Genomic DNA, 26,815 nt, shown 5'->3' on the forward strand with positions numbered 1-26,815 from the left:
TGACACCGGGCGGCCATCGGCTCCTTCAGTCGCACGGGCGCGAACTCAGGGGACTGGCGGCAGCACTGCCAACCCCGGGTTCCACCGGGACGAGCCCAACCCCTACGAGGCGGGCGGAATCTTGGGGCCCGGTCAGCGCAACACCCCTCAACCTTTTTGCTGTGGAGAGTGTCATGCAACTCGCTTCCTCCTTCCGTTACGGTTCCCCGATGCTCCGTTCCGACTCGCCGCTGTCGGACGACCAGATCCGCCGTGTTGCTCCCTCGATTTTCGCGGACGGCAAGCACGAAAGCCGCTCCGACCGCTACACCTACATTCCCACCATCGACGTGCTGCGCGGTCTGCGCAACGAAGGCTTCCAGCCGTTCATGGTGTGCCAGACCCGCGTGCGCGCCCAGGACAAGCGCGAATTCACCAAGCATCTGATCCGCATGCGTCCTGCGAGCGAAATCACCGGCGAGGATGTCAACGAAGTCATCCTCCTCAATTCGCACGATGGGTCCAGCGGATTCCAGTTACTCGGTGGCGTCTATCGCTTCGTCTGCCAGAACGGGATGGTTGCGGGCGAAACCATCGGCGAGGTCCGCGTCCCGCACAGGGGCAACATCGTGCAGAACGTCATCAATGGCGCGTTCGATGTGCTCGACGGCTTCGACCTGATCCGCGAACAGAAGGACGGCATGAAAGCCGTCACGCTCGACCGCGACGAACAGTACGCGTTCGCGCGCTCCGCCCTCGCGCTGCGCTACGACCCGTCCGACACCGAAGCACCCGCCCCCGTCACCGAAAGCCAGTTACTCGCCCCGCGTCGCTTCGAGGACCGCCGGGACGACCTGTGGACGGTATTTCAAAGAACGCAGGAAAACCTCACCAAGGGCGGACTGCATGGACGCTCGCGCAGCGGACGCTCCATGTCCACGCGTCCCATCACCGGCATCGACCAGAACGTGAAGCTCAACCGCGCGCTGTGGATGCTGGCTGACGCCCTGCGGCAGATGAAATCGTAACGACTAGCGGGCGGCATATTGCGCCGCCCTTCCCTGATTGATCAGGACTCCTTTCCTGGTCAAGTCCTGACTCATCCCGCAGTGCCGACCCGGAATCTTCTTTCCAACTTTCTGGAGCCAGTCATGCAAGCCCAAGTCGAAACCCCTGTCGTTGACACCGCCGAATCAGCAACACCGCTTGAAACCAGTTTCGGCAATGAACAGCCCATCGTCGCCGTGCCGTATTCGAGCCTGCACCCCTCACCGCTGAACGCCCGCACCCGACCGCTCTCGGGCATTGAGGGCCTCGCCGCCAACATCCGCGCCAAGGGCCTGTTGCAAAATCTCGTCGTTCACGAAATGAAGGGCGGGCGCGGCAAGCAGCGAAAATACGGCGTCTGCGCGGGCCAGCGCCGCGAAGCCGCGCTCGACCTCCTGTATGCGCAGAAACACATCGCCGCCGACTACCCGGTGCCGGTGCGCATCGTCAGCGACGGCGAAGCCCTCGCCATTTCGCTGATCGAGAACAGCGAACGCGAAGGACTCGATCCGTTCGACGTGCTGCGCGCCTACCGGATGCTGGCCGAGGAAGGGCGCAGCGTCGATTACATCGCTGCGCTTTTCTCCGCGTCGCCGCTTACCGTGAAGCGCCGCATGAAGCTCGCCAACGTGTCACCAAAGCTGCTCGGCCTGCTGCGCGAGGACGCGATCACGCTCGACCAGCTTGCCGCCCTCGCCCTCGCGGATGACCATGAAACGCAGGAACACATCTGGTTCGATGCGAACGAATGGCAGCGCCAGCCGAACTATCTGCGTCAGGCGATCACGCGCGCCGAAATCGATGCGAGCCGCAGCCGCCTCGTGCGCTTCGTGGGCCTCGCCGCCTATGAAACAGCGGGCGGGTACGTGAGGCGTGACCTCTTCAGCGATGATGAGAACGCCGGTTACATCGCAGACGCCGAATTGCTTCAAAAACTCGTCGCGCAGAAGCTCGATGCCGCTGCGGAAGAAGTCCGCGCCGAAGGATGGGGCTGGATCGAGACACGTGTCGAGCGCGACTTCCTCGAACTGAACCGCTACGGCAGGCTTCGCCCGGTCCAGCGCCCCTACACGGATGACGAGCAGAAGCAGATGGATGCCCTCACCGCACAGCAGGACGAACTGGCTGAAAAACTCGAAGCCCTTTCGGAGGACGACGAGAGCGCCTACGAGGAAGCCGACCGCCTCAACGAGGAAATCGAGCGCGTCAATGCGGCGCTCATCGCCCTCGAAAGCGTCGCACTGGTATGGGACGAAACGCAGATGGCCGGGGCGGGCGCATTCGTCATCGTCGGACCGCAGGGTGAACTGGTCATCGAGCGCGGCCTCGTGCGGCGCGAGGACGCGAGCGTCCTCGAAGCGGCGGGCGCAGACGTGACCGGCACGCCCGAGGCACAGGCGCACGATCCGGTATCCGCACAGGCACCGAAGCTCCGGCCCATTCACAACGCGAAGCTCTGCCAGCGCCTCACGGCACACCGTACCGCCGCCGTCCATGCGGAACTGCTCGCGCAGCCCACCGTGGCGCTCGCGGCCCTCCTGCACCATCTGGTGCCGAAGGCGCTGCCCGAGCACTTCGGGCGTATGTCCGCGCCCGACTTCCTCGCGCTCACCGGCACCAATAACCAGGACAGCCTGTTGCGGGCCGCAGACGACCTGGGCACCAGCCCCGCGTGGAGCGCCATCGAGGCGCAACGGGCGCGGTGGATCGCAGAATTGCCCGCGAAGCGCGCCGACCTGCTGCCCTGGCTTGTCCAGCAGGACCCCGGCACGACCCTGCTCGATCTGCTCGCCTTCTGCACCGGCACCCTGCTCGACGGGATCACGGGCGAAGAACGACCCCATGCGATCAACGCGCTCGCGTCGGTGCTGAACCTCGACATGACGCGGTACTGGACGCCGACCCGCGCCACGTATTTCGACCACGTCAGCAAGGCGCGCATCGCCGAAGTCGTCGCCACCGCCGTGTCACCGAAGGCCGCAACGGACCTCGAAAAGATGAAGAAGGCCGACGCGGCAGCCGCCGCCGAACTGCGGCTCGCGAAAGTCGCCTGGGTGCCGGAAATCTTCACCGACCGGGAAATTCCAGCCGCTCCCTCCTGGAGTGGCCGGGATGCCGAGGAGGACGAGGAGGACGGGGGCGAAGACAACGACAGCGCAGATAGCGCAGACGGTACCGACGCACAGGACGGCGACGATGCCGCTACGGAACCCGGCACCGGAGCGGAGCACGTCAACGACACGCCACCCGATACGGCAGCCGTGAACGCCCCAACCAGCCCTCACTCGCCGTGGCCCTTCCCGACTGCTGACGGCGTGAGCATCGGACAGTCCGGCCCGCTCGCGGCCTGACGGCAATTCCCTGCGAACCCTGCCCCGTTGCCCAGGCAATGGGGCAGGACAGGCGGCACGTGCCCGAGTCATGTCACCGGGTCACGGCCTGCTGCCTGCGCACCTGACCTCAACAGGAGCAATATCATGTTCAACCGCATCCGCATGACCGTGGTCGCGACCAATGCTCAAGGCTCGCCCGACCTTTATCTGACCTTCGTTCACGCCACTGACCTGCAATACGGACACGGTCGGCATTACGACATGGCAATCGCACGCGCAGAGGACGAAGGCTATCGCGCCCCGATGATTGCGTTCGACCACAATGACGCGGCGGCAGGGGCGCTTCGCCATGCCCTCGCTTTCATGCAGGGTGAAACCGACGAAGTCTGAGCCGCGCGGGCAGACGGCCCGCCGTCTGCCCTTCGCAACCCGTGACGCGCCACTGGCACCCCAACGGCCTGACGGCTCGCCGCACGGACAAAAACGCTTGATGTCCCCGCGCAACCGCGCGTGAATGATGTCGTCGCAACCGTCTTTCAAACGCAACCGGGAGATCATCGTGAACATGCCCGACCTGCCAGCCGCCGCAAGACGGCAGATCGCTGAAATTGCCAGGACCACGCCCGGCATTGAAACCCTCGAAACCCGCTACGCTGACCGGCTCGACTTCCATGACACCGCCGTCTGGTCCATCAGGGCCGCACTTGAAGCCGCCTACCTGGCCGGGGCCGCAGCCGCGAAAGAGATGGCACAGCAGGGCGGCACAGCATGAACACAACTGCAGCCACCGGGAACGGGCCAGGGGCATCTGAGGCGCGCCGGGCAAGCGACGGGCTCGCGCCGACGGGTGTCCCGTACGGCCTGTACCGTCCGGGCTTCGTGATTCACTGCCGCCTGGTGGCGCGCGGCACCGGCGAGGTGTCGCCTGCCCGGACAGGCGGCGAGCCGTCTGCCTGTGCCCAATGAATGCCAGCCCACCAGCCAGCCACGCCGCCCGCGCCCGCCGCCAGCAGCACGACGACCAGACCGCCCGCGACCAGGCCGTAACACGCCCTTACCAGGCGTCGCATGGCGACCCGCTCGAATGACGCGAGTGCCGCGTCGAGCCGTTGCCGCTGCTCACGTGCCGCGACCGCCGCCGCTCCCACAATCCGGTTTCCGGCAACGCGCGCGATCCGGTTAGCCGCGTGCTGCGTGAGGGTCGACAGTGCCTCATCGCTTAACGCCGCAAGCGCCGCCCGGTAGCGCGCCTCGTGCTCGGCGGTCATCCTCTCCGCGAGCGTGATCGTTTCCTTGCAGCGTGCGAGCGCCTCGCGGTGCTGCACCATCAGCCCCTGCGTCGCGGCATACGCTTCGGCGCGCGCGGCATCGACGCCACCGGCACCCGCCTGCCGGATGCGCTCCGGCATCGCCTCGTAGAGGCGCACGTAGTATTCCAGTACCGCCAGCACCGACCACAAGGCATCGTTGTCCCGCAGGTTCAGCGCCGCCGACACGCGGCGCATGCGCAGCAGGCTTGCGTCATCCGGCGGTGTGCCGCTCACTTCGAGGAAAAGCCGGGCGAGCGGATCCGCCGGGCGCGCACGACGCGAACGCCGCTCACGCATCGCCTGTCACCTGCGCGAACATCGCGTCGTAGCATGCCCGCCAGCGCAGCAATTCAGCGCGCTGTCCGATGGGCAGGGTTTCGACCGCCTTGCGTACCGACAGCCGCTGGCTGCGCAGATCATCGGCCACGCGGTCCGCGAGTTCGGGAAAATCCAGCGACCGGCCTTTCGCCTCGATGCTTTTGCGCAGCTTCGAATCCTGATACAGCACGAACCGTTCAGGCGTACCGTAGTAACCATTGCGCACGACATGCACCGTCGCGTCCGGGAACGTGTCGCTGAACTGTCGCAGCAGTTCGAGACTGTCGCGCTGCCGGTTGATGACCCAGAACACGACGAGCCGCCGTCCCAGTTCATCAAGCGTGCTGCCCAGTGTCGCGCCGTAGCGCGTGACGCCATCCTGGTTGCGCGCCGCCGTGCTGACCACCACGACCGCATCGCGATGCCCGTCGCAGTAGTTCACCATGTCGATCCAGCCGCCCGCCGTGTCCAGATCGAACGATGCGCACGCAATCTCGTCGTGTACTGCGCGCATCACGTCCGGGTTCGACGTGTCGTTTTCCACGAGGACGGTATTCACGCCCCGGCGTTGCAGGTGATCCACCAGCGCGAGTGCGACCACGCTCTTGCCGACGCCGCCCTTGCCACCGCCGACGAGATAGATGGGATTGACTGCCGTGTCGACTGTCCTGTCCATTGCGACTCCCTACAGGTCCTCGGTGTCGGGCCGGATTGCAAATCCGAGCGTGCCCTGCACCGGCATGAGTTGTCCGGTTACGGTCTTTCCCCCATCCTTGCGGACCTGTTTCTGGCGCGGCGAACTGTCTGGCGCACGCGTTTCCGCTCTGTCCGGCTGTGCCGCTACTCTCGCGCCTGACGCCGCGCGCGCACCGCTCGCGCCGCCGCCCTTCCCGGCTGCGCGCAACCCGTAGCGGATCGCACCCGCCGTGATGTCGATCCCGTGCGACTTCGCCTGTTCCGCGATCTGCTCCAGCGTATAGCCTTTTGCCTGCGCCGCGCGTACACGCGCGCGCATGTCTTTCATCGCATCGCGCACCGTGACGCCGCGTTCCGCATCCGGCCTCTCGGGCAGCGCATCAAGCGCACGGGCAAACGCTTCCCATTGCGACTTCGCATAGACCCTCGCGACAGGCATTGTCACCCTCCCGTGCACACCTTCCTGCGCGCCGTTAACGCACGGACCTGTCACCATCCTGCGCACAGCAAACGCAACCGTCAACCACCTGTTTTCGCACGGCAAACGCGTACGGGAACGCATGGGATGCGATGGGAAGCGATGAGCACAACGCACTTTTTAACGCCTGTCGTACACACGCGACATATCCGCCGTTGACGCGCGGTTACGCATTGATATTCACTCGCGCCACGCACCGGGTTCGCACGTTGCCGCCTCACGTTACGCACGGACCTTGATCATCGCTACGCAGCGGATGATCATCGACAGCGCAAGAGCAGCGAATGTGGCAACGCCACGCATTGGACATCGATAACACCCGAGCTGTGCACGGCGTGCGACGCAGCAACGCCAGACCTGCACCCGGTATCGCGCCACTTCTGCACACGTCACACGTGCGTTTAGCAAGACGACATACGCACAATCGTGGGCATGCCATGCGCACGGAATGGACCGATAAACGCGAAAGTACTGCGCACGGGAAGCGCATCCGTTTGCGCACCGGCATACGCATTTCGTTTGCGCCTGAAGGGAGACCTCTGCGCAGCGGTTTCGCATGGCCTTCGCACACGGTTCGCACGCGATACTTCGGGGCCTGAACAGAGGTTTACGCCGTGACGGAAACCTCTGCGCAAAACGTTTACGCCGCGCGACAAAAAACGCACGGAAAACACGGTATTGCAGGATAGGCTACCGCCGGTTTTGGGCGCCATGCGCGCAATAACGCACAATGCTATGCCGGGCCCGGCCCGGAAACAGGCAACCGACGAATGCGACGCGAAGCGCCGTTACCTCTTCGGCGCTTGCATCGCAGCCCGCCATGACAGGGGTATGCGGTGTGCGCATTTTTCCGGCGAGTGAGGACGCCGCGTTCGGCCGCGGCGGGTTTCGAGGCGGTGCGTAGAGCGTGTCGCGGTAGATTCAGCTTGAGGTCGAGTTGTGGGACAGGTGATCTACCACTTGCTGGCGTTGACCGCATCCCTGAACGCCTTGCCCGCCGTGAATTTTACCGTCTTCGCAGCAGCAATCTGGATCCGTGCCGCCCCTTTTTGCACTATCTGTCGCACATCCCGTACGTAGCTCCGCATGTCCCGCTCTCGCCATCCGTCCTCCCGTCAATCGCGGAAGCCGCGCCATTCGCGTGCCACGCTGCTCCCGTTGCCTGCCAGCGCAACCAGCATGTGCTCGCTGAAGTTTCACGCGTGTCTCACCATCGTGCGTGTCGGGTTTGGCAACGCCGAACACCTGGTCGAACTGGCAAGCGTCATGTATATCGCGTACCTCCTGCAACACAAAGGGTATGGTACGCAGCCCGTCGAACGCTTCCACGAAGCCGAAGACGCGATGGAGTGTGTAAACAGGCGAGGCCTGGAAACCGGTACGTGGCGCCTCGATGACGCCGCCTATCCTCGCTTCGCGGAACTCCTGACCTTGCACGACCGGCAACTGGCCGATGCCCCCGCACACGTCATCATCACAGCAGAGGATGAACTGATGCGCTTCATTGGTAGCACTACACCCTCACCGCTGCCGCCCCCACCCGGTTGAATCACAGATCGCGAAAGCATAAGCGCGACTTGACACGCTGACCTCGGCAACGTCGTGCGGCAGTTATCGTGTTACGCCGGACATCCCCGGACCCATCCACGAATCCCGTGTTTCCTGCACATCGGCGTAATGCGGGCTGGCACGTATAGGACAGCCGTTTGGTGCCGCTGAACCGGGCGGCCTGGCAGGAGCGGCAATTTAAGTCTGCTTTAAGACATGATGGCCTTCAGATAAACGCTGTGTTGGCGTTCGTTCGATAATCGGACGACCTTCACTGAACGGCGGAGACAGTCATGGATGAGGTCAAGTTTTACGTTGGGCTCGATGTGCATAAAGACTCCATCGCAATCGCATTCGCCCGGGCGCACTTGCGGGACGATCCTCAATTTGTCGGGACGACCCGCTACAGCGTGATTTCCCTGACGAAGGCACTCTCGAAGCTGGGCAAGCCAGCCGAGCTCAGTGTCTGTCACGAAGCGGGCCCCTGCGGGTATGGGCTCGTGCGGGCGCTGCGCGAACAGGGCTATCGCTGTGAAGTGGTTGCGCCATCGCGCGTCGCCCGGCGGCCTGCCGACAGAATCAAGACGGACCGTCGCGACGCATTACTGCTGGCAAGACTCCATCGGGCCGGCGAGCTGGTGCCAGTTGCAATTCCCGAGCCGGCGGACGAGGCCATCCGCGACCTGGTGCGCGCTCGGGAGGATGCTGTGAATGACCAGCGCAGAATGCGACAGAGGCTCAAATCCTTTCTGCTTCGTCATGGTCATGCCTACACCGGCACGCGGTGGGGACCGAAGCATGAACTCTTCCTCTCGAAGATAAAATTCGAAGAGCCCGCCCAGCATATCGTCTTCACCGAGTACCGGATGGCGGTGCGGTTCGCCACCGAACTCGTCGAGCGCCTCACGCAGTCGCTGCGCGCCCATGCCGAAACCTGGCGATGGTTGCCAGTGGTCAAAGGCCTGATGACCCTGCGCAGCATTGACATCATCTCCGCGTTGACCATTGTCGCGGAACTTGGCGACTTACGGCGTTTCCCGCATCCACGCGAATTCATGGGCTACCTGGGACTTGTGCCGTCGGAACACTCCAGCGGGAATTCAAAGCAACGAGGCCGTCTGACCAGGACGGGCAACAGGCACGTGCGCAGGATACTTGTCGAGGCGGCGTGGAACTATCGGTTGCCGGCGAGAATCGGTGAGTCACTACAGCCCCGACTGGAAGGACAACCTCGACATATCATCGACATCGCCTGGAAAGCGCAGGTTCGGCTCTGCCACAGATTTCGCCGGCTTCGCTCACGAGGTCTTCACCAGAACAAGACGTGTGCGGCAATCGCGCGCGAACTATGTGGCTTCATCTGGGACATCGGGACACGACTGCAGCCAGCCTGAGCACGCCGTTAAATCTTGCCCGGAGATTTTAGACAGGAGCCGCTATCGCAAAACCTTTAACTTCCACCTGATCGGTAACGCGGCATCGGGCGCGATGAGGGGAATCCTCGAGATTTTTTTGTGAGCACGCGACTGCGTGATCTCCGTGGTTAAGAGCGAGGTAGCCCCGTGACGGAAAGATGAAATGCGGTAACCAGCCCGCGGATATGAGCTTGATCCATCGTCGATAAACAGCCCGTCTGCCGCGTTACCAATCAGGTCGGATACGTTGACATTCGAGATCGCGGTGGCGAGGGCGGTGCTCGCCCTACTTGCAAAAACAGGCCATATGAGAAATACAGCGCAACGTTCTCTGGCCTGACGAAGGCATTTCATACATTGCTGTCTTGATGCACTCGCCTGCACCGGGCCGGAAGTACGGTGCATTTTCCGGAACAACCTGAACGGATAGCTGGAACGGATGGCCCAAGACGACCTTTCCGGGTCGGGTTTTTTCATGGGTCGCACAATCGGGAATCGAAGGGAACGCTCGTGTTTCCCGGCAAACGCAATGTGCATCCGGGCGATACGACAAACGGCGACGCGCGCAGCACCCCGTTGTCGTCGGACTGGCAACTGTCAATCGACGGCAGCCGGGCAGATCCCGTTCATTCCGGTGCTGATCTGATCTCAAACGAAGTCTTCATGGATTCCACGCGGTTTCGCCCTTCGCGCTTGGCATGATATAACGCGTCGTCGGCCACCCGAAGCAATTGCTCCAGCGCACTCCCGTCTTTCGCTGTAGTAGCAACACCCACACTGCATGTATAGCCAGGTAGTTCGTTATCTCCATCCTGCAACAGGGACAAGCGAATTCTTTCAGCCTGGGCAGACGCATCTTCCAGACTCACCCCGCGAAGCAGGACCGCGAACTCCTCCCCACCCAGACGGGCCATGGAAGTACCGTTGACCAGGACGGCATTTGCGCGCCGGCAAAAATCAACCAGCACCTTGTCGCCAACGTCATGACCATATTTATCGTTGATTGCCTTGAAGTGATCCAGATCCACAATCAACAATGCTAATGTGCCGCCCGTTCGCTGTGCCACCTGATATTCGCGTTGGTAAATCTCGGCGAATGCACGTCGGTTAAAAACGCCGGTGAGTGGATCCCGGGTTGCATACCACTTCAATTCCATATTCAATCTGTGAGTTGCCACCATGACAAACCCCAGCGCGAGCAGCAAAGTCACGAAACTGTAGGTTGCGAAATAAATGGCCTGAATCAGATCCGGCGAAAGGAAGTTGCTCTGGACGAGAGTGGGTAACAGGCTGGTCACGCCGCGAATCAGCAGCACGACAATCTGAAGCAGCAGCACGAATGCCAGAAAATATGTACTGGAATGCCTCACGCCGTAGCGAACTACGAGCAGGAGCTGAACACCATAGAGACCCAGCAAACAGCCTGTGATCGACGTGAGCCTGAGCGTATAGGCGGGTTCCACAAGCAGCCACCAGCTGACGCACGCCATTGTCAGGATCGTTGCCGCACTCACGCTGGCCCAGGAGGGCTTGCGTCCGTAAAACAACTGGGTGCCGACTAGCCACAAACCGACACCACACAGCAGACCGGCATTTGCCACGATCACTGACAGCCAGTCAGGTATCACCTCACGTAATCCGAACAGGACCGCCGTTACGGCAAGTATCAGAGACCCCAATGCCCACCGGCCAATACCGTTGATATTCGAATGTAAATCCCGATACACCGAAAACAACACGGATGACATGATTGCTGACATGACAGACGTCAGCAATATGACAGTGCGGGGGTCAATTGTGATCATTGGCTTCGTCGTTCAACTGGAAATGCGACGATACCACGCGATCAAAAGCCGCCTGTGGGGTACCGATCTCTTGAAACCCTTTACACTAAAAGCGAAAAGAGGCTGCGAATGTGAAGCACAAGTGATCGCGATGGAGAACGACGCAACGAACGGCAACAGTGTGTGAAAGTTCGTCTGCTGTGCAAGGCCGTCTATCCGGTACTCTTGGACTACCTGTGAAGCGGAAGGCTGAATGCAGCTGAGGTCGATGCAGTCATTGCCGCCTGTGCCAAAGGCTTTTCCTTTCCGACGAATCTCGACCGGGATCCACCGCTGAGAGGGCTCGCGCCCATGGGGAGCAGTCGACCGCAGCCTTCGCGACGCTAAACAAGCAGGTGCAAGGTCTGTCGCGCGTCGTGCGTTTGCTCAGGCTGCGTCACGCTGACGCCCGCGTAAAGAGGTCCGAAAGCCCACTTCGACTTGTTCTGGTGCAAACAGGAAAACCGGTTGATAGGTTTTGCGGCACCGGCCCGGCGCGTCCAAAATCTGAAGCGGCACCCCAGCCTCGACGCAGACAGGAACGCCGTGTCGGCGCTCGCGGTGCAACCATCTTGCCCAGCGCCTCGCTGCGGCAGCGTCCAGTTCCCAGACTTGATCAGAATTCCTGCCAATCCACGGCACGGGAGGTCGTCGCGATCATGGTGTCTCCGCCGGCGGTCGCGAATGGCGTCGTCCTGGTTGACGTTGCAGGGGAAGGCATGCGAACGGTCTGCGACGACAGACGCGGATCACTCGCTGGGGCGACTATGCGTGACCCGGCTGGCCGCGTATCGGCGATCCTGAAGACGGCCACCGCCTGACGTAGCGCCTGGGCCTGCTGGGCCATCGACTGCGCTGCTGCCGACGCTTCTTCGACCAGGGCGGCATTCTGCTGGGTCACCTCGTCCATCTGGGTAACCGCCGTATTAACCTGCCCGATACCGGCGCTCTGTTCTTCCGAAGCCGCCGCGATTTCGCTCATGATGTCGGTCACGCGCTTCACCGCCTGGACGATTTCGTTGATGGTGCTCCCGGCTTCCTCAACGAGTTTCGAGCCGGTATCGACGCGAGTCACCGACTCGCCGATCAGATCCTTGATTTCCCTGGCTGCTGCTGCACTGCGCTGGGCAAGCGTGCGTACCTCGCCGGCCACGACGGCAAACCCTCGCCCCTGTTCGCCAGCGCGAGCTGCCTCGACTGCTGCGTTAAGCGCGAGGATATTCGTCTGGAATGCGATGCCTTCGATCACGCCAATGATATCGGCGACTTTGGCGGAACTGTCGGAGATCCCGTTCATCGTCTCCACCACGCGGCCGACCACCTCCCCGCCGCGCTGCGCGATGGTCGACGCGGTGACGGCCAGTGTAGTGGCCTGCCTGGCATTGTCCGCATTCTGACGGACTGTGCTGGTCAGCTCTTCCATGCTCGACGCTGTTTCCTCGAGTGACGCCGCCTGCTCTTCGGTGCGCTGGGACAAGTCAGTATTGCCTTGCGCAATCTGGCCGGCAGCGACGGAGATCGACTCACTGGAAGCCTTGATGCCCTCCACGATGCTCGTCAACTGGTCTTTCATTGCGCCGAGCGAGTGCATCAGGCTGGAATGATCCCCTGTCTACAGGCGCACCATGACACGTAGATTGCCGGCCGCGATATCTCCAGCGAGCGCCACCGCCTCGCGGGGTTCGCCACCAAGCTGTTTTGCCAGGACTCGCGCAATCATCAGCGCCACACCCAGCGCAATGACCGCCGCCCCGACGTTCACTCCGATCACCAGCGCGATCGCGTGCGAATATGCCTTACTGGCCAGTTCCCCCTCGCGGGCCGCACCCGTCACGTTGACCTCGACGATTGTCTTGATGTCTTTCTCGATGGATTTGCGAATAGTGGCTGACTGACCGCTCACGAGAGCCAACGCTTCCACTGGCTTGCCTGCTTTCGCCAGTGCCCTGACCTGCTGGTCGACCTCCAGATACTGCGGCATAAGCGTCTGGATGTCAGCGTATGCGGCTCTCTCCTCCGGCTCGGTCATGAGATTCTGGTATTCGGTTTCGGCGTGACGATAGTCCGCCAGCGCTGACTCGATGAGTGGTTCCAGCGCCGCGGCATCGGCGGCCGTCGCCGCAGCGGCCACTCGGTATTCATTGATGCGGATCTCGCGAAGCCCGGCCTGCATCTGCAGACTGCTGCGCACGCTTGGCAACCAGTTGTCACGCAATTCCACGACGCGGGCGTTTTCACCACGCAACTCTAATAGAGAAAACGCGCCCAATCCAACCAGCAAAACGATAACAAAAGAAAATCCCAGGATCAGCTGGGTGACCACCTTCAAGTTTTTGAGAGCCTGCACGCTAATGCCTTCGTTGGGTTGAATAAGCGCTTCCCGCGCTTCGGAGTCCAGATATAAAGAACATTATTTGCTCCTGATATCGACAGATAGGCTCATGCCCTTGAGATGAAATTTATCCTCGCGTCGCCACTGAGTGATCGACGAGCTTGGTTAGATTCTGCGGAGTGTTTTTAAGCTTCCGCAAGTGATAACCAATGGTTGCCAGAGCAACTGCCGTTATCCTTGCGTCGTCCGGAGCGGACATATACAGTTACCGCGCTGCATGTCTTTAAAGTCAGTACGACGACACCGCGGCTCTTTTCCGCCTGTCGCCACTGTCGTACCAATTCAGCGATCAAGGTGCCCCAGACATTCAAGGCTTTGCTCGGGCAATATCTGAGTATGCATGGCGCTTTTGCGATCCGCTGGACGAACTCGAACGCCCGGACACAATTCAGCACACTTTGCGTTTCCGTCTACGCGGAATGGGACGCTTTACGTCGACGTGTTCACTTCTGAAGGAGGACGCAGTGGCCAGCGCTTCATCGAGCGCATTAACTGCTCGTTGCGCGAATCCTCTGAATTTTGCACCCCGCTCCGTCAGAATCACTCCGCGTGTCGAGCGGCTGAAGAGCGGCCCACCAAGTTTTTCCTCAAGGTCTGAAACGTAATGTGACACGGTGGACGCCTTGACCGAAAGCCTCTTCGCCGCCACGCTGAAACTTCCTGCTTCTGATGTCGTGAGAAAAGCCCGGACCGCTGCATAGTAGTTCATCGATCTTTCCCTCGTTGCAGACTCGCGTTGCGTTCCTCGCCCATATGTCGACGCTGCAGCGTGAACACCGCTACGTAAGCCGAATTTTCGAAACAATTCCACAGCCATAGATGGCGGCGGAGATCATGGCAGCTTCGTCTATGCCTGGCAAACCCCTTGTCGCAATTCTGATTTGCGATCGTGCACAACGAAGTGGGGGGTCCCATTTCTGCAAAACTGAATTCCTTATGTGGGTGTTCCACTCCAATAGCCGAGCCCCTATCCTCGAACCTTTAATCGCTATAGGCGGCCACTCGATACGGGTGTATGGGTTCCCACACAATACAAGGCGGGGCGGATCGCAATCAGCGCTCCCAGCCTCAGCAAGCCGTATTGAACACCCGAGCCGTCTGTAGACGGAGATGCCACATGAAAAAAGAAGGCACGGTATTTTCGCGCCGCGGTTTCATCAAGAGTTCGCTCACGGCCGCCTCGTCGGTCGTGCTTCTCAAGGCTTCCCCCACCGTTCCTGTCGCCGACGCCTCGGCGGCCGAAAATCCGGCTGCTCCCGCCTACGAACCTCGCTATTTCACCGCTGCGGAATGGGCTTTCATTCAGGCAGCGGTGGACCGCCTGATCCCCTCGAATGACGATGGCCCCGGCGCACTGGATCTGCACGTGCCCGAGTTCATCGACCGGCAGATGGATACCGACTACGGGCACGGCGCGCGCTGGTATCTGCAGGGACCTTTTCACCCGGACTCGGACTTTACGCTCGGCTACCAGATGAAATATTCGCCGCGTGACATGTATCGCGTGGCGATTGCCGGCATCGACGGGTGGTGCAGGCGCGAGCATGGCCAGAGCTTCGCGAAGCTGGACGCGGCCACTCAGGAGCGCGTGCTGGGGCAGCTCGAAAAAGGCGAGATCGTGCTGCCTGACATGAAAACGAACGAGTTCTTCATCCAGCTGCTCGCGAACACGAAGGAAGGCTATTTCGCCGATCCGATGTACGGCGGCAATCGCGGCATGGGTGCCTGGAAGATGATCGGATTTCCGGGCGCGCGCGCCGACTTCATGGACTGGGCCACCCAATACGACACGGTCTATCCGTTGCCGCCGGTGTCGATCCTGGGCGAGAAAGGCTAAAAAACCGGGCTGAAAGGCGCAGGCTGAAAAAAAGCTGGGAAACACTGCATGACAAAATCCATGAAACCCGTTGACGTCGTCGTGATCGGGCTCGGCTGGACCGGCTCGATCCTCTCCATGGAGCTGGCCAGCGAGGGCCTTGAGGTGGTCGCGCTCGAGCGCGGACACAATCGCGATACGTCACCTGACTACACCTATCCCAAGGCCGTCGATGAACTGAAATACGGGATCCGCGGCGAGCTGTTCCGCCGGCTGTCGCTTGAAACCGTGACGGTGCGCCACCAGGTCGGCGACACGGCCGTCCCCTACCGGCAATACAATGCGTTCCTGCTGCCCGACAACGTCGGGGGCGCTGGTGTCCACTGGAACGGGCAACTCTACCGGCCGTCGCCTGAGGACATGAAGTTCCGCTCGCACAACGTCGAGCGCTATGGTGCCGGGTTCCTGCCAGCCGACATGACGATCCAGGACTACGACGTCACCTGGAATGAGCTGGAGCCGTATTTCGACCGTTTCGAATATCTGAACGGCACATCGGGTCAGGCCGGTAACCTGCGGGGCAAGGTCCTGTCGGGCGGCAATCCGTTCGAGGGGCCGCGCTCGCGTGCCTACCCGACGCCCCCCGTTGCCGATCAGTACGCAGCGAAGCTGTTCGCCAGTGCCGCGCGCGAGCTTGGCTATCATCCGTTCCCGCAGCCCAGCGCGAACTGTTCCGAGCCCTACACGAACTTCTACGGCGTTCGCCTCGGACCGTGCAACCTGTGCGGCTTTTGCGAACGCTTTGGCTGCTTTCTCTACTCGAAGGGGGCGCCGCAAACCACGATCCTCCCTGCACTGATGCGCAAGCCAAATTTCGAGCTGCGTACCCAGAGCCATGTCGTGAAGATCAACGTCGATTCGACGGGCAAGCGTGCCACTGGCGTCACCTATATCGATGGCGCCGGCAACGAGGTATTCCAGCCAGCCGACCTCGTGATCCTGTCATCGTTCCAGATCAACAACGTGCGGCTGATGCTGCTCTCAGGCATCGGCAGACCCTATGATCCGGTGACCGGAAAGGGCGTGATCGGCAAGAACTTCGCCTACCAGATGATGAGCTCGACGTCCGTCTTCTACGACAAGGATGTGCCGATCAATCCGTTCATCGCAGCCGGCTCCGGCGGCTCGCAAATCGTCGACGAATTCAACTCGGACCACTTCGACCACGGCCCGCATGGCTTCCTCGGCGGCGGGTACATCATCGGCGGACAGACGGGCGGCAGGCCGATCCAGCAGCTCGCCGTGCCGCACGGCACACCGGCCTGGGGCGCGCAATGGAAGCGCGCGGCCAAGGACCATTACCTCCATACGACAAACGTCGTCGCGCACGGCTCAGTCATGGCGTATCGCGATGCGTATCTCGACCTCGACCCCACCTACCGCGATTCGCTCGGTCTGCCGATGCTGCGCATGACGTTCGACTGGCATGACAACGAGTACCGCATGACCCGCTTCGTCACGGACCGCGCGCTCGAGATCGTCGCGAAGATGAATCCGAAGTCGCATTCGACGCTGATGCGCAAGCCCGGCGACCACTTCAACGTGCGCGAATATCAGACCACGCACACAGCCGGCGGCGTCATCACGGGTGCCGACCCGCAGTCGAGCGCGCTGAACCGCTATCTGCAGAGCTGGGACGTGCCGAACCTGTTCGTGATGGGCGCCTCGGCGTTTCCGCAAGGCATCGGATACAACCCCACGGGCCTGGTTGGCGCGCTCGCCTACTTCGCCGCGGACGCGATACGGACACAGTATCTCAAGCGTCCCGGCGCGCTCGTGCAGGCGTGAGGAGCGCAGCCATGAAGACTACGCTCCGGCCGGGGACCATCATCGCCGGTCTCGTCGCGCTCGCCGTGGTGATCGTTGCGTGCGCATGGATCGTCGCGGCGCTATTCGGCGGCCGCGGCGGTAGGGCTCACGACGCGGCACTCGAAGCGGAAGCGCCGATCGACGCGAACGACACTGCGCTCATCCGCCGCGGCGCCTACCTGGCCGTTCTCGGCGACTGCGCCGCCTGCCATGTCGCCAAAGACGGCAAGGCCTTTGTTGGCGGCCTGCCGATTACCACGCCCATCGGCACGCTCTACACCACCAACATCACTCCGGACCCGGCGACCGGCATCGGCAACTACACGCCAAGCGATTTCGAGCGCGCGGTGCGTCGCGGGATCCGCAGGGACGGCAGCCCGATGTATCCGGCCATGCCCTATCCATCGTACGCCCACGTCAGCGACGACGACGTGCGCGCGCTTTACGCGTACTTCATGCACGGCGTCGCTCCCGTCGACTCGCCGAACCGCGCGTCCGGCATTCCGTGGCCGCTGTCCATGCGCTGGCCGCTTACGTACTGGCGCTGGGCCTTCGCGCCGAAGGTGCAGCCTGCCGCACATACGGACATCGACAGCGCGACGGCTGCAGGGGCCGCGCACGATGCGGCACTGCTGGAGCGCGGGCGCTATCTCGTCGAAGGGCTCATGCACTGCGGCAGCTGTCACACGCCGCGGGGTGTCGGTCTGCAGGAGAAGGCACTCGGGGACGCGGATGGCTCCGACTATCTGTCCGGCGGCGTTATCGACCATTACGTTGCGAACAGTCTACGCGGGGACGACCTGACCGGGCTGGGCCGGTGGAGCCAGGCCGATATCGTCGAATTTCTGCGCACCGGACGCAACCCAGAGACGGCCGCGTTCGGTGGCATGCGTGATGTTGTCCAGCACAGCTCGCAGTTTCTGAACGACACCGACCTGCTTGCGGTCGCCACGTACCTGAAGTCGCTGCCGGGGAATCATCCGGCCGGGCACTACGCGTATGCGGCCGCGGCCGGCGCCGCGCTCGCGAAGGGCGACGTGAGCGCGCGTGGCGCAATCGATTACCTGAACAGCTGCGCGGCATGCCATCTATCGTCAGGCAAGGGCTACCGCGACACGTTCCCCGCGCTCGCCGGCAATCCGGTCGTCAACGCGAAAGATCCGACGTCGCTGATCAACATCGTGCTCAACGGCAACACCGAGGTCGGGACTTCGCGCGTGCCGACGCAGTTCACGATGCCGCCCTTTGGCGACCGCCTGACCGACGCCGAGGTCGCCAACGTCGTCACGTTTATCCGGACGAGCTGGGGCAACCACGCGCCGGACGTCAATGCAGACGAAGTTGCGAAAGTGCGTGCGCAGACGCACGCACCAACCGTTGCGCGCCGCCAATGACATTCAATCGCTTTGCATGGGCGGATCGGGTGGGGTGGCAGATGCAGGACACAGAATAGCTGACGCCGAACTCCCGCTTATGGATTACTTCGCCGCCCTGCGCGCATTCCTCTATGCCGCGGATCTTGGAAGCTTCAACAAGGCCGCAGACCAGCTCCAGGTCAAGACCTCAACGGTCTCGCGACATATTGCCGAACTGGAGCGCGATCTCGGTATCGCGCTCTTCAACCGCTCCACGCGCGGACTCGCATTGACTGAGGGCGGACACGTGTTCCGCGAACAGGGCGCGGCCGCCATCCGGATGCTCGACGAGGCGTGCGTGGCAACCTCGTCGCTCAATGCGTCCCCGCAGGGCCTGCTGCGCGTGACGATGCCCACTGCGTTTGGGCGACGCCATGTGGTCGCCCACATTCCGGAATTCATGAGGCGGTATCCGCATATCGACGTGGACGTCGTCATCACCGACGAGATCGTGAATTTCGTTGCGACCGGGGTCGACGTAGCGATCCGCGTCGGCGTGCTTCCCGACTCGCAACTCATGGCGCGCCGACTGGCGAACCATACAAGCGTGGTCTGCGCGAGCCCTGACCACGTGCGCCTTCACGGCGTGCCGTCGTCGCCGGCCGAGCTTTCCACACATCCGGCCATACGCTTCGCGATCGCTGGTGACGACTCCTGGTTTCTCGCACGTCAATCCGGGGCCGACGGGCAGGAAGAAGCCGTCGAAGTCAAACTGCGCGGTCGCCTGCGCGCGAACAACATCGAGGCGATCCTCGACCTCGCGATCGCCGGCAGCGGCGCCGCGTTGCTTCCGCTATGGGCGATCGGGGAACCGCTGCGCACCGGACTGCTGGTGCGGCTGCTGCCGGACTGGCAGGGCCAGGCAACGAGTAGCCCGCCTGCGATATGGGGGGTGTATCCGCGCAAGAAAACGGTATCTTCCAAGGTGCGGGCGTTTCTCGACTTTTATTCCGATATGTTTAGCCGGGAGCGTTACTGGGAACCGTGATGTGCACGGGCAGGCGCGCCGCGACGGGCTACGGTGATGTTGAGTGCGCCAGGCCCATCAAACCAGACCATGACAAGGACTGAGTGATGCCAACTTTCTCTTCGGATGCCCTCAAGGGCAAGATCGCCGTGGTGACGGGTGCCGCACGCGGCATAGGTCGCGCCGCCGCAGTCGCTCTGGCGGAGGCGGGGGCCGATGTGGCCGGCCTCGACATTTGCTCCGCGGTTTCATCCATCGACACCTTTGCGCCTGCGACCCGCGCCGACCTTGCCGAGACGGGGCGTATGGTAACTTCTGTGGGCCGCCGCTGGCGCCCGATCGTGGCCGACCAGCGCGATATCGGCGCATTGCGGCGCGCGGCCGAGGAAGTGCGTGCCGCCTGGGGCGGTCTCGACATCCTCTTTGCAAATGCCGGCATCCAGGCGTTCAAGCCACTGCTGGAGATGGACGACGCCGACTGGTACGACCAGATCGACTGCAACCTCAACGGCACGGCCAACGCGATCCGTGCCTTTACGCCGCTGCTGGTCAAGCGTGGTGGCGGCCGCATCATCGTCACGTCCTCGACGCAGGGACAGCACGGCACGTTGAACGGCGCCGCCTACTCGGCCTCGAAGTGGGGCATTCTCGGTCTGATGAAGTCCGCGGCACTGGAGCTTGGCAAACACGGGATCACGGTTAACGCGCTCGTGCCCGGCCTGATCGACACGGCGCTCACCCGGCACGAAGATCGTTACGCGCAGATGATTCAGGTGGGCGGCAACGCGCCGTCGTACGACCCGGCCAAGGATGAAACGGCGGCTGCAGAGGGATTTGCCGCCAAACTGCCGCTTGGCCTGCCCTGGCTGCCGCCGGAGAGTATCGCACCCGCCGTCGTGTTCCTCGCGTCGGACGCCGCCGCCCTCGTGTCAGGAACAAGCGTCGCGGTGACGGGCGGCGACAGCGCAAATATTACGGCCTGAAAGCTACGATTACTCCGGAAAGCCGACACTGCCAGCAAACTCCGGAAGATGTCCGCGTGGCATGCCCAGCCTGATGTCCTGGAAACCGCCAACGATTTCATCCGGGAGCATGACGCCAACGATCTGCCCTTCTTTCTCGACGCACTGGCTGCCCGTCTCGACGCACGACTGGCGCATGACGCGGCCAGCATCGTCAGACAATTCGCAAAATCGCGCCCTGGCCGGCGAGCACGCCGCCGCCGCTCGCCGGCTTGACTGAGACTACCGCCCAGCAGAAGCAGGATGGGCGAACGCGCTGGTGACCGGACGGGTACTTTCGCCGCAGTGCGAAATGAACGTACGTCAACGGTACAAGCTGGAAGGCGGCATCTGGTTGCCCGAAGTGGACGGCTATCAATCCAGGCAGATCGGTCGAGCACCCTGCCACGCAACGTAGGCAAGCCGGCTTATGCGCGGGACATGACCTTCCATACCTCTACAGGACCGGCCTGCTTCCGGATATGCCAGGTTTTCCTGGGAATCGATGTTCCCTTCATTGTCCGCCAGGCTTCAACAACAAGTATTGCCTCACCCGGAATGTTCTGACTCGCTACTCCCGTGGTTCCTGCACCGTCCGACATCTCGATCACCACGGGTTGTTCCCCGACGTCAATCCGCAATTCGCCCCGCACTATCGCACCCGGATAAAAGTGGGTTGCGCTCACGAAAAGTGGAACACCTGTCTGATCGGAAGATCGCATGATCCGTTACCGGGGAGAAACAGCGTTTTGAGCCTTGTATCGAGGTCAACGGTATGTGCCATGAACCACATCGCATGCGAAACGTCATACCGACGTTCATCCGTCACCCGCCGGCAGACGTTACTGCTTATCATAACTACGACCCGGGCAAACTCGAAAGAGACGCTACTGATTCACGCAGCAATAAATATCATGTCACGCAAACCATTTGGGGCCACCCAGGCGCGCCGTGCCAAGGCGCTTTTCCTGCCCATGCCACGCGCCGACGCCGACAGGGTGATCCTGCAGCATCGGACGGCGCTCGAAGCCGTGCGAGCTGGCTATGCAGACGCCGGTCTGGCACGTCGGCTTTTCACGACCATTCTGCTGACCCGCTATCTGACCGAGGAGGGCCACGGCCTCCTCGACCTCGGCCTGCTGGACGAAGCGGAACAGATGCTCTCCACCGCACTCGATAACGGCGAGGACCGCGGCGACTGGAACTTTCCGCCTGCGCTTATCGATCTGTTGTCCCGCATTGTTAACGAACACGACCGGCAACTGCGTGAGACACGCCTGCAGGCGATCGTGCGCGCAAGCGAACGACTGGACCGACTGATCGGAAGCAACAAGCGGGAGAGACCGGACACGCCCGGCACAGAGTCCTAGTAGGTCTTGTAGGGAAGGAACTTTCCTGAGAGGACAACCCGCACGCGATCGCCCTTCGGATCCTGTTCCCGCTCGATGTCCATCGAGAAGTCGATCGCACTCATGATGCCGTCGCCGAATTCCTCGTGGATGAGCTCCTTGATGGTCGAACCATAAACGTTGACGATTTCGTACCAGCGATAGATCAGCGGATCAGTCGGGACGGCTGTCGGAAGCGACCCCTTGTACGGCACCGCCTGCAGCCACCGGAGCGCGTCGTCCGGCAGTTCAAAGATTTCCCCGATGACGCTGGCCTGTTTCTCGTCCAGCGTCATCTGTCCGAGACAGGCCGCGGTCGTCCACTCCTTGCTGAGGCCCACCCTGGCTGCCACATCAGCCCACTTGATGCCTTTGGCCACTTTCGCGGCAACGATCATTTCGGTCACTTCGTTCCGGCTCGAAATCATGCTGCACTCCTCTTCAGAAAGACGATCTGCCCTGCCCGGAGGCAGGCAATAAACCTCCACTATCATCGCTTGTCAGTGCGATCAGTTAATCGGACCATAGTCCGACGCGCACACAAGGATCTGCGCCATACACTGCTGCGTCCACTATCCCCGCAGTCATTCCCGTCCCTGGCCGGCTAACCCTTCTCGCTCGACGCTGTACGCGAGCGGCATGCTGGCGACGGCACGCGATGATTTACTCATGTCATGAGAATGATAGGGATTTTCATTATCAAAATTTTCTGAAAACTGGATTTTTTATTCTCCATTGCGTATCGTTCGCTCCAACCCGGAGAATCAAGATGAAAGGCGATCCGAAAGTCATCGAATATCTGAATGCCCAGCTCAAGAATGAGCTGACGGCCATCAACCAGTATTTCCTGCACGCGCGCATGTACAGGCACTGGGGCCTCAATAGCCTCGGCAAGCACGAGTACGACGAGTCGATCGGGGAAATGCGCCACGCGGACTGGCTCATCCAGCGGGTGTTCATGCTCGACGGTCTGCCGAACCTGCAGGATCTGCACAAGCTGCTCATCGGTGAGACCACGGAAGAAATCCTGCAGGCCGACCTGAAGCTCGAGCAGATATCACAGGCGACGTGCAAGGAAGCGATTGCGTACTGCGAGTCGGTAAGGGACTTCGTTTCGCGTGAGATCTTCGTGAAGATCCTTGATGGCACGGAAGAGCACATCGACTGGCTTGAAACCCAGATCGACCTGATCCGCAAGGTCGGGATCCACAACTACCAGCAAAGTGCAGCGGGTGAGGTCGCATCGTAGGCCGCAGCCTTTTCCGGACGACGCCCCGGGGTCGCACCTGCTCCATCCTGACCGGGCCTTGAATTCCAGCGCTCACCGCTGCGCCACATACATAACCAGCGACGCGGCGGGCAGTGCAGCACCTGTCCGGGACGCCAGCTCCCATTCCCACGAACGAAGCACCATGCTCCAGCCATGGAGCCGATTGCGCCGCCCATAAAGAAAAACGCAGCGGACGCAGTTGGGCAGTTGGGGTGGCTGGGGGCAGATCTCCCTGCCCCGGCACTCGGCGGCCGGAATACCGTAATGCCAGCGAGTGCGACTTCCTGGCGCCGCCGCGAGTTCCTCAACCGTCGATGCGCCAGATCAGGATCCGGAATCGCCAGCGAGCACAAACACCTGCACCGCCTGCCGCAGGCTTCCTGCCGACTCGTGCAGCGAAGCCGCCGCGCCTGCTGCCTGTCCAACGAGCTCCGCGTTCTGCTGCGTCACCTGATCCATCTGCGCGATTGCATGATGGACCTGCTCGATGCCCTGCGCCTGATCCTGCGTTGCTGCCGTCATCTCCGCCATGATGCCAGCGACGCGCCGGATGCTGTCGACGACCCGGTGCATCGTTTCGCCGGCCTCGCCCACGAGCTTCGTGCCGGCGTCGACCTTGCCCGCCGAATCCTCGATCAGCGTCCGGATTTCTCTCGCCGAGGTCGCCGAACGTTGCGCGAGCGTGCGTACCTCTCCGGTCACCACGGCGAAACCACGTCCCTGTTCGCCAGCACGCGCGGCCTCGACTGCCGCGTTCAGCGCAAGAATGTTGGTCAGAAAGGCGATCCCTTCGATGACGCCGATGATCTCGGACATTTTCGTGGCCGATTCGTCGATCGAGTCCATCGTCCGGACAACCCGGTCAGAACAGGCGGCAACCAACGTAATGCGCGCGGCAATTTGAACGGCGCCTCAAAAGGTTCGTCCAGTGGGGCCATATCTACGAGGAGCGGCAGCAGGTCTGGGAGTGGCTCCCCCGGCGGTGACTGGCCGAGCACGACCGGAAATCCGTCCGGCGTTGGGCGCTGAAACGCTACACATCTCGGGAGTCGCCGACGCGCTGCTTGCAGGGACCCAGATGGCGCACGATTACGCTGCCAGTCCACAGCCACGCCGGCGGGGCCCCCGCGGGCGGCACTACTACGGTGTTGCTGCCGAGCTTGTACTAACGTAGGAAGGGGAAGCGGCGCTTTGCAATGCTCCGGCCGACACGTCATCGCTGGATTACCGCACGGGCACTGGCTGGAGCCTCGCTTCACGGCCTAATCATCGACATCCCTGAATATCGCGGCCGACGGTCCGTCAGAAGCCATCCCACTTCCGACAGGCGCATTTGAACTCGCGGAACCAGAATAGTCTTCTTGCATATCAAAAACTGCGGACTGGACGAGGCCTTTAAGCTGTGATGTTATTTCCAGTTCGCGATTAGGCGCGAAACGCCGCGCAAAGTCGCGCACGTCCATCGACAGCTCTTCGAAATGAGAATCAGGGTCGGTGCTGCGCTCCCATTGCTCACGTGTTCTATCAACGTGTGCAGCCAAGTTGTTCAGGATTTTGTCCTCGATTGCATCGAAGATTTGAACCCGCTCATCTTCCGTGAACACGGTCATCAGTTCATCGTCCTCCAGTACGCTTGCATCGGCTCGTTCAAGGATTGCTTCCGCGAACGCTTGCGCGACCTCCTTACGCTTTTGCTCAGGAAGCAGTCCGAATTTCTGCATTCGAGCCATGAAGTCCGCTGACGGGTACTCAGATACGCGCCAGTGAAAGTAAATATCGCACTCAAGAAGTTCGGGACGGAGCTTGAGTAGAATGGCAGCAAAGTCAGCGTTCGCGCGCGTTGAAAGAAACGCTGTCAGCGACGACGCAGTACATGCAGTCATCCGTTCGGCTAGAAGTCCGTAAAACGTGGACGGGACAACGACAAACGAACCTTGCAGTTGAATTCCCGGACACACCACTTCGTTCACTAGCAAACTTGGCGCAGCTCCACGTAAGTAGAGTTCTACAAGTTCTGGATTGTCCGCGACATATCGGGCAAATGCCTCCGATATGGTCGGGTGCTTGAACTTCCAGTAGGGTCCAGTTTGGTCCTGTACATGAAGTGAGAGCGTCTCACCGAGGTCTATAACAGCTGTTCTAAGTGATGCGGAGGTGACACCAAACGCTTTCGTCGCCAATGCTACTTCAGGACAATCGAGGATAGGTGATGCGACCCGACCGCCGCTGATGAACAAAAGCGCGAGCGCGGCTTGGCTGTCCGCCGTAAGAGTTCGTATTGTCTCTTGGAGGAAGTCCGAGGGATTGACAAAGAAGTTCACCAACCCAGCTCTAGTTTTTGCCAGATGCGAAGTCAAAAGCTGGCTACCGAGACGTCTTGCGGATTCCGGCAAAAAAAAGTCGCTAGCAACCACGTCCGGCAAATATGGTTTAACCTGAGTTCTGAAGGATTGTGGCTGGTCCCCAAACTTAAGATGGTTGTACAGTATCTGAGCTTTTTCGTTTGATGTCAGCTTCTCGACCTGGATGGTGACGTTGCTTTTTGTTAGGAGTGGAAGCGCACCTGTCTTGAGGTCGCGGAGCGCAGCCTGCCAGATATAGGTCCGTGACGTGAACAGAAACTTGCTTCCGTTCTTGATGGCAGCTGCGATGTGCGGAAGCACTTGGTTCCATGTATCAGTTACGGCCTTCTGATATTGAGTGGAACCCCAAGCATCATCCACCCAGAAGAACTGTTTTTCGTGAGGGTTGATTCTCTCGCGCAATTCCATCGGCGATGTCGGCTTGACCGTAAGGCATCCCCAAATATCGGCCGCACCGACTGCCAGACTTGCGCCAATTGTCGACTTGCCTGCGGCTGGCTGCCCCAGCAATAAAACAAGCCCATGTTGGTTTATGGCGAGAACACTCTTCCGATGAGCATCTGTGACGACAAGCTTGCGAATGTCGTCTCCCATCGAACTCAGAATCATCTTTGCTTGCTCGTACGCGCGCTCATCAAGAATATTGCTCAAGTCGCCGACTCCATACAATCGAGGGACAAGCATTCGCAAGCGAGCAGACTCATCAATCTGGCTGACCACCCAATCAGCGCCCAAGATACGGCATCGCTTCGCTCCCGCTTCGATGAACGCCTTTTCGATTTGCGCACTCGCCACCCCGGAGACCGGATGGTTGGTCATCAACACGTAGTCTTCAACCAAGTTCTGCGCTGCCAAAGCAGGAATTTTCCCTAACTCGTCTGAGAGCTGTGACAAGGTCAGATTACTGTTTGGGAGCGACGTGAATTTGCATTGAATTGTGGACGACCCAGCACTGTTCCCGCTATGCATGGTACCCACAAAGGCTCCGTCCCGTCCGCCGTCATGAGATGGCAGAAATCGCTGAACCGGCCGTTGAAGGCATTCTTGTGCAACAGCGAGGCACAGGTCCTGGAATGCCTTCCACCCCAATGTGTGTAAACGATAGTCACTGCCCAAAGAGAACCTCACCGTAGTACATAAACCGAATTCGATGTTAGCTCATGAATCGAAATTTTGGCCAACCTCCCCCCAAATCGGAAAGACCCTCCACATCAACGCGCAAGCTCCAGCGCCTCATGCCGCGAACTTGTGCTCGTAATAAGGCCGGTCCTTGTCATCGAGGATGGCGTACATCGCGTCCAAGCTTGTTGCTTCCGGATTCAACCACGCCTCGATGTTCTCGGGCTTGATAGGGATGATGCACCGGTAGGAATACTTCATTTTGTTA

General features: G+C 61.1%; 23 protein-coding genes and 2 pseudogenes. 15 read left to right on the top strand and 10 right to left on the bottom strand.

The genetic code is table 11. From position 1 onward, the window contains the following. Positions 1-173 precede the first annotated feature (173 nt). From L810_RS34315 to L810_RS34330, 4 genes are all read left to right on the top strand, one after another. Positions 174-1,007, top strand: a complete 834-nt coding sequence (locus L810_RS34315) for a DUF932 domain-containing protein (protein WP_021162786.1) — start codon at positions 174-176, stop codon at positions 1,005-1,007. Between the two features lie 123 nt (positions 1,008-1,130). Then, a complete protein-coding gene (locus L810_RS34320) occupies positions 1,131-3,377 on the top strand; it encodes a ParB/RepB/Spo0J family partition protein (protein ID WP_021162787.1) in 2,247 nt (748 codons plus the stop codon). Positions 3,378-3,503: 126 nt separating this feature from the next. After that, positions 3,504-3,749, top strand: a complete 246-nt coding sequence (locus L810_RS34325) for a hypothetical protein (RefSeq protein ID WP_012431318.1) — start codon at positions 3,504-3,506, stop codon at positions 3,747-3,749. 124 nt (positions 3,750-3,873) lie between these two features. Further along, positions 3,874-4,131 (top strand): DUF6900 domain-containing protein, encoded by a 258-nt coding sequence (locus L810_RS34330; protein WP_021162788.1) that lies wholly within the window; start codon positions 3,874-3,876, stop codon positions 4,129-4,131. 112 nt (positions 4,132-4,243) lie between these two features. Here the strand turns inward: L810_RS34330 and L810_RS34335 are convergent, their stop codons facing one another. The 4 genes and pseudogenes from L810_RS34335 to L810_RS49380 all read right to left on the bottom strand — a co-directional run. Continuing rightward, the gene (locus L810_RS34335; protein WP_021162789.1) at positions 4,244-4,966 is read right to left on the bottom strand and encodes a hypothetical protein; all 723 of its coding nucleotides are present in this window, start codon (positions 4,964-4,966) and stop codon (positions 4,244-4,246) included. Further along, complete coding sequence (locus L810_RS34340; protein ID WP_012431315.1) at positions 4,959-5,663, bottom strand: nucleotide-binding protein; 705 nt, start codon at positions 5,661-5,663, stop codon at positions 4,959-4,961. Before L810_RS34340 ends, L810_RS34335 begins: the two co-directional genes overlap by 8 nt. Before the next feature lie 9 nt (positions 5,664-5,672). Then, entirely contained in the window at positions 5,673-6,206 is a 534-nt protein-coding gene (locus tag L810_RS34345; RefSeq protein ID WP_223274390.1) for a hypothetical protein, read from the bottom strand. 908 nt (positions 6,207-7,114) lie between these two features. After that, a pseudogene (locus tag L810_RS49380) lies at positions 7,115-7,201 on the bottom strand (HU family DNA-binding protein); the annotation flags it as partial. Between the two features lie 139 nt (positions 7,202-7,340). Here L810_RS49380 and L810_RS34350 point away from each other — a divergent pair. After that, complete coding sequence (locus L810_RS34350) at positions 7,341-7,709, top strand: hypothetical protein (RefSeq protein WP_021162791.1); 369 nt, start codon at positions 7,341-7,343, stop codon at positions 7,707-7,709. Between the two features lie 293 nt (positions 7,710-8,002). Next, a complete protein-coding gene (locus L810_RS34355) occupies positions 8,003-9,103 on the top strand; it encodes an IS110 family transposase (RefSeq protein WP_012431312.1) in 1,101 nt (366 codons plus the stop codon). 647 nt (positions 9,104-9,750) lie between these two features. On the opposite strand, the gene L810_RS34360 is transcribed toward L810_RS34355, so the two are convergent. Beyond that, complete coding sequence (locus L810_RS34360) at positions 9,751-10,884, bottom strand: GGDEF domain-containing protein (RefSeq protein ID WP_049868863.1); 1,134 nt, start codon at positions 10,882-10,884, stop codon at positions 9,751-9,753. On the opposite strand from L810_RS34360, the gene L810_RS48180 reads away from it, so the two are divergent. Next, complete coding sequence (locus L810_RS48180) at positions 10,883-11,095, top strand: hypothetical protein (RefSeq protein WP_049868861.1); 213 nt, start codon at positions 10,883-10,885, stop codon at positions 11,093-11,095. The two genes, L810_RS34360 and L810_RS48180, sit on opposite strands and share 2 nt — an antisense overlap. 468 nt (positions 11,096-11,563) lie before the next feature. Here L810_RS48180 and L810_RS49950 read toward each other — a convergent pair. Then, positions 11,564-13,294 (bottom strand): annotated as a pseudogene (locus L810_RS49950) (methyl-accepting chemotaxis protein). A 433-nt stretch (positions 13,295-13,727) separates the two neighbouring features. Next, positions 13,728-14,048, bottom strand: a complete 321-nt coding sequence (locus L810_RS46190) for a LysR family transcriptional regulator (RefSeq protein ID WP_012431308.1) — start codon at positions 14,046-14,048, stop codon at positions 13,728-13,730. Positions 14,049-14,456: 408 nt separating this feature from the next. Here L810_RS46190 and L810_RS34370 point away from each other — a divergent pair, with 408 nt between their 5' ends. The 7 genes from L810_RS34370 to L810_RS34395 all read left to right on the top strand — a co-directional run bounded on the left by L810_RS34370 (position 14,457) and on the right by L810_RS34395 (position 21,777). Beyond that, the gene (locus L810_RS34370) at positions 14,457-15,176 is read left to right on the top strand and encodes a gluconate 2-dehydrogenase subunit 3 family protein (RefSeq protein WP_012431307.1); all 720 of its coding nucleotides are present in this window, start codon (positions 14,457-14,459) and stop codon (positions 15,174-15,176) included. Positions 15,177-15,224: 48 nt separating this feature from the next. Continuing rightward, positions 15,225-17,003 carry a GMC family oxidoreductase gene (locus L810_RS34375; protein WP_012431306.1) on the top strand — a complete coding sequence of 593 codons (1,779 nt, stop codon included), beginning with the start codon at positions 15,225-15,227 and terminating at the stop codon, positions 17,001-17,003. Positions 17,004-17,014: 11 nt separating this feature from the next. After that, on the top strand, positions 17,015-18,418 hold the full coding sequence (locus L810_RS34380) for a cytochrome c (protein ID WP_012431305.1): 1,404 nt from the start codon (positions 17,015-17,017) through the stop codon (positions 18,416-18,418). A gap of 79 nt (positions 18,419-18,497) precedes the next feature. Further along, entirely contained in the window at positions 18,498-19,427 is a 930-nt protein-coding gene (locus L810_RS34385) for a LysR family transcriptional regulator (RefSeq protein ID WP_012431304.1), read from the top strand. Positions 19,428-19,513: 86 nt separating this feature from the next. Next, positions 19,514-20,389: an SDR family NAD(P)-dependent oxidoreductase gene (locus L810_RS34390; RefSeq protein WP_012431303.1), complete on the top strand. Its 876-nt coding sequence runs from the start codon at positions 19,514-19,516 to the stop codon at positions 20,387-20,389. Positions 20,390-20,437: 48 nt separating this feature from the next. After that, entirely contained in the window at positions 20,438-20,644 is a 207-nt protein-coding gene (locus L810_RS47710) for a hypothetical protein (RefSeq protein ID WP_106352137.1), read from the top strand. Between the two features lie 677 nt (positions 20,645-21,321). Continuing rightward, entirely contained in the window at positions 21,322-21,777 is a 456-nt protein-coding gene (locus tag L810_RS34395) for a hypothetical protein (protein WP_012431300.1), read from the top strand. On the opposite strand, the gene cynS is transcribed toward L810_RS34395, so the two are convergent. Next, on the bottom strand, positions 21,774-22,223 hold the full coding sequence (cynS, locus tag L810_RS34400) for a cyanase (RefSeq protein ID WP_012431299.1): 450 nt from the start codon (positions 22,221-22,223) through the stop codon (positions 21,774-21,776). The two genes, L810_RS34395 and cynS, sit on opposite strands and share 4 nt — an antisense overlap. Before the next feature lie 341 nt (positions 22,224-22,564). Between cynS and bfr the strand changes: the two genes are divergently transcribed. Then, on the top strand, positions 22,565-23,044 hold the full coding sequence (bfr, locus tag L810_RS34405; RefSeq protein WP_012431298.1) for a bacterioferritin: 480 nt from the start codon (positions 22,565-22,567) through the stop codon (positions 23,042-23,044). A 345-nt stretch (positions 23,045-23,389) separates the two neighbouring features. On the opposite strand, the gene L810_RS34410 is transcribed toward bfr, so the two are convergent. Next, entirely contained in the window at positions 23,390-23,911 is a 522-nt protein-coding gene (locus L810_RS34410) for a methyl-accepting chemotaxis protein (protein ID WP_012431297.1), read from the bottom strand. A gap of 416 nt (positions 23,912-24,327) precedes the next feature. After that, positions 24,328-26,322 carry a hypothetical protein gene (locus L810_RS34415; protein ID WP_113976526.1) on the bottom strand — a complete coding sequence of 665 codons (1,995 nt, stop codon included), beginning with the start codon at positions 26,320-26,322 and terminating at the stop codon, positions 24,328-24,330. Between the last annotated feature and the right edge of the window lie 493 nt (positions 26,323-26,815).

It is taken from the genome of Burkholderia sp. AU4i, from assembly GCF_000466765.1.
GTDB classification, from domain to species: domain Bacteria; phylum Pseudomonadota; class Gammaproteobacteria; order Burkholderiales; family Burkholderiaceae; genus Burkholderia; species Burkholderia cepacia.

Bases quoted from the DNA above. Each gene is read 5' to 3' on its own strand.
- L810_RS34375 (WP_012431306.1), top strand. From the start codon at position 15,225: ATGACAAAATCCATGAAACCCGTTGACGTCGTCGTGATCGGGCTCGGC.
- L810_RS34350 (WP_021162791.1), top strand. From the start codon at position 7,341: ATGTGCTCGCTGAAGTTTCACGCGTGTCTCACCATCGTGCGTGTCGGG.
- L810_RS46190 (WP_012431308.1), bottom strand. From the start codon at position 14,048: ATGAACTACTATGCAGCGGTCCGGGCTTTTCTCACGACATCAGAAGCA.
- L810_RS34340 (WP_012431315.1), bottom strand. From the start codon at position 5,663: ATGGACAGGACAGTCGACACGGCAGTCAATCCCATCTATCTCGTCGGC.
- L810_RS34335 (WP_021162789.1), bottom strand. From the start codon at position 4,966: ATGCGTGAGCGGCGTTCGCGTCGTGCGCGCCCGGCGGATCCGCTCGCC.
- L810_RS34325 (WP_012431318.1), top strand. From the start codon at position 3,504: ATGTTCAACCGCATCCGCATGACCGTGGTCGCGACCAATGCTCAAGGC.
- L810_RS34320 (WP_021162787.1), top strand. From the start codon at position 1,131: ATGCAAGCCCAAGTCGAAACCCCTGTCGTTGACACCGCCGAATCAGCA.
- L810_RS34380 (WP_012431305.1), top strand. From the start codon at position 17,015: ATGAAGACTACGCTCCGGCCGGGGACCATCATCGCCGGTCTCGTCGCG.
- L810_RS34355 (WP_012431312.1), top strand. From the start codon at position 8,003: ATGGATGAGGTCAAGTTTTACGTTGGGCTCGATGTGCATAAAGACTCC.
- cynS (WP_012431299.1), bottom strand. From the start codon at position 22,223: ATGATTTCGAGCCGGAACGAAGTGACCGAAATGATCGTTGCCGCGAAA.
- L810_RS34330 (WP_021162788.1), top strand. From the start codon at position 3,874: ATGATGTCGTCGCAACCGTCTTTCAAACGCAACCGGGAGATCATCGTG.
- L810_RS34360 (WP_049868863.1), bottom strand. From the start codon at position 10,884: ATGTCAGCAATCATGTCATCCGTGTTGTTTTCGGTGTATCGGGATTTA.
- bfr (WP_012431298.1), top strand. From the start codon at position 22,565: ATGAAAGGCGATCCGAAAGTCATCGAATATCTGAATGCCCAGCTCAAG.
- L810_RS34315 (WP_021162786.1), top strand. From the start codon at position 174: ATGCAACTCGCTTCCTCCTTCCGTTACGGTTCCCCGATGCTCCGTTCC.
- L810_RS34390 (WP_012431303.1), top strand. From the start codon at position 19,514: ATGCCAACTTTCTCTTCGGATGCCCTCAAGGGCAAGATCGCCGTGGTG.
- L810_RS34410 (WP_012431297.1), bottom strand. From the start codon at position 23,911: ATGGACTCGATCGACGAATCGGCCACGAAAATGTCCGAGATCATCGGC.
- L810_RS34395 (WP_012431300.1), top strand. From the start codon at position 21,322: ATGTCACGCAAACCATTTGGGGCCACCCAGGCGCGCCGTGCCAAGGCG.
- L810_RS34385 (WP_012431304.1), top strand. From the start codon at position 18,498: ATGGATTACTTCGCCGCCCTGCGCGCATTCCTCTATGCCGCGGATCTT.
- L810_RS48180 (WP_049868861.1), top strand. From the start codon at position 10,883: ATGACAGACGTCAGCAATATGACAGTGCGGGGGTCAATTGTGATCATT.
- L810_RS34370 (WP_012431307.1), top strand. From the start codon at position 14,457: ATGAAAAAAGAAGGCACGGTATTTTCGCGCCGCGGTTTCATCAAGAGT.
- L810_RS47710 (WP_106352137.1), top strand. From the start codon at position 20,438: ATGTCCGCGTGGCATGCCCAGCCTGATGTCCTGGAAACCGCCAACGAT.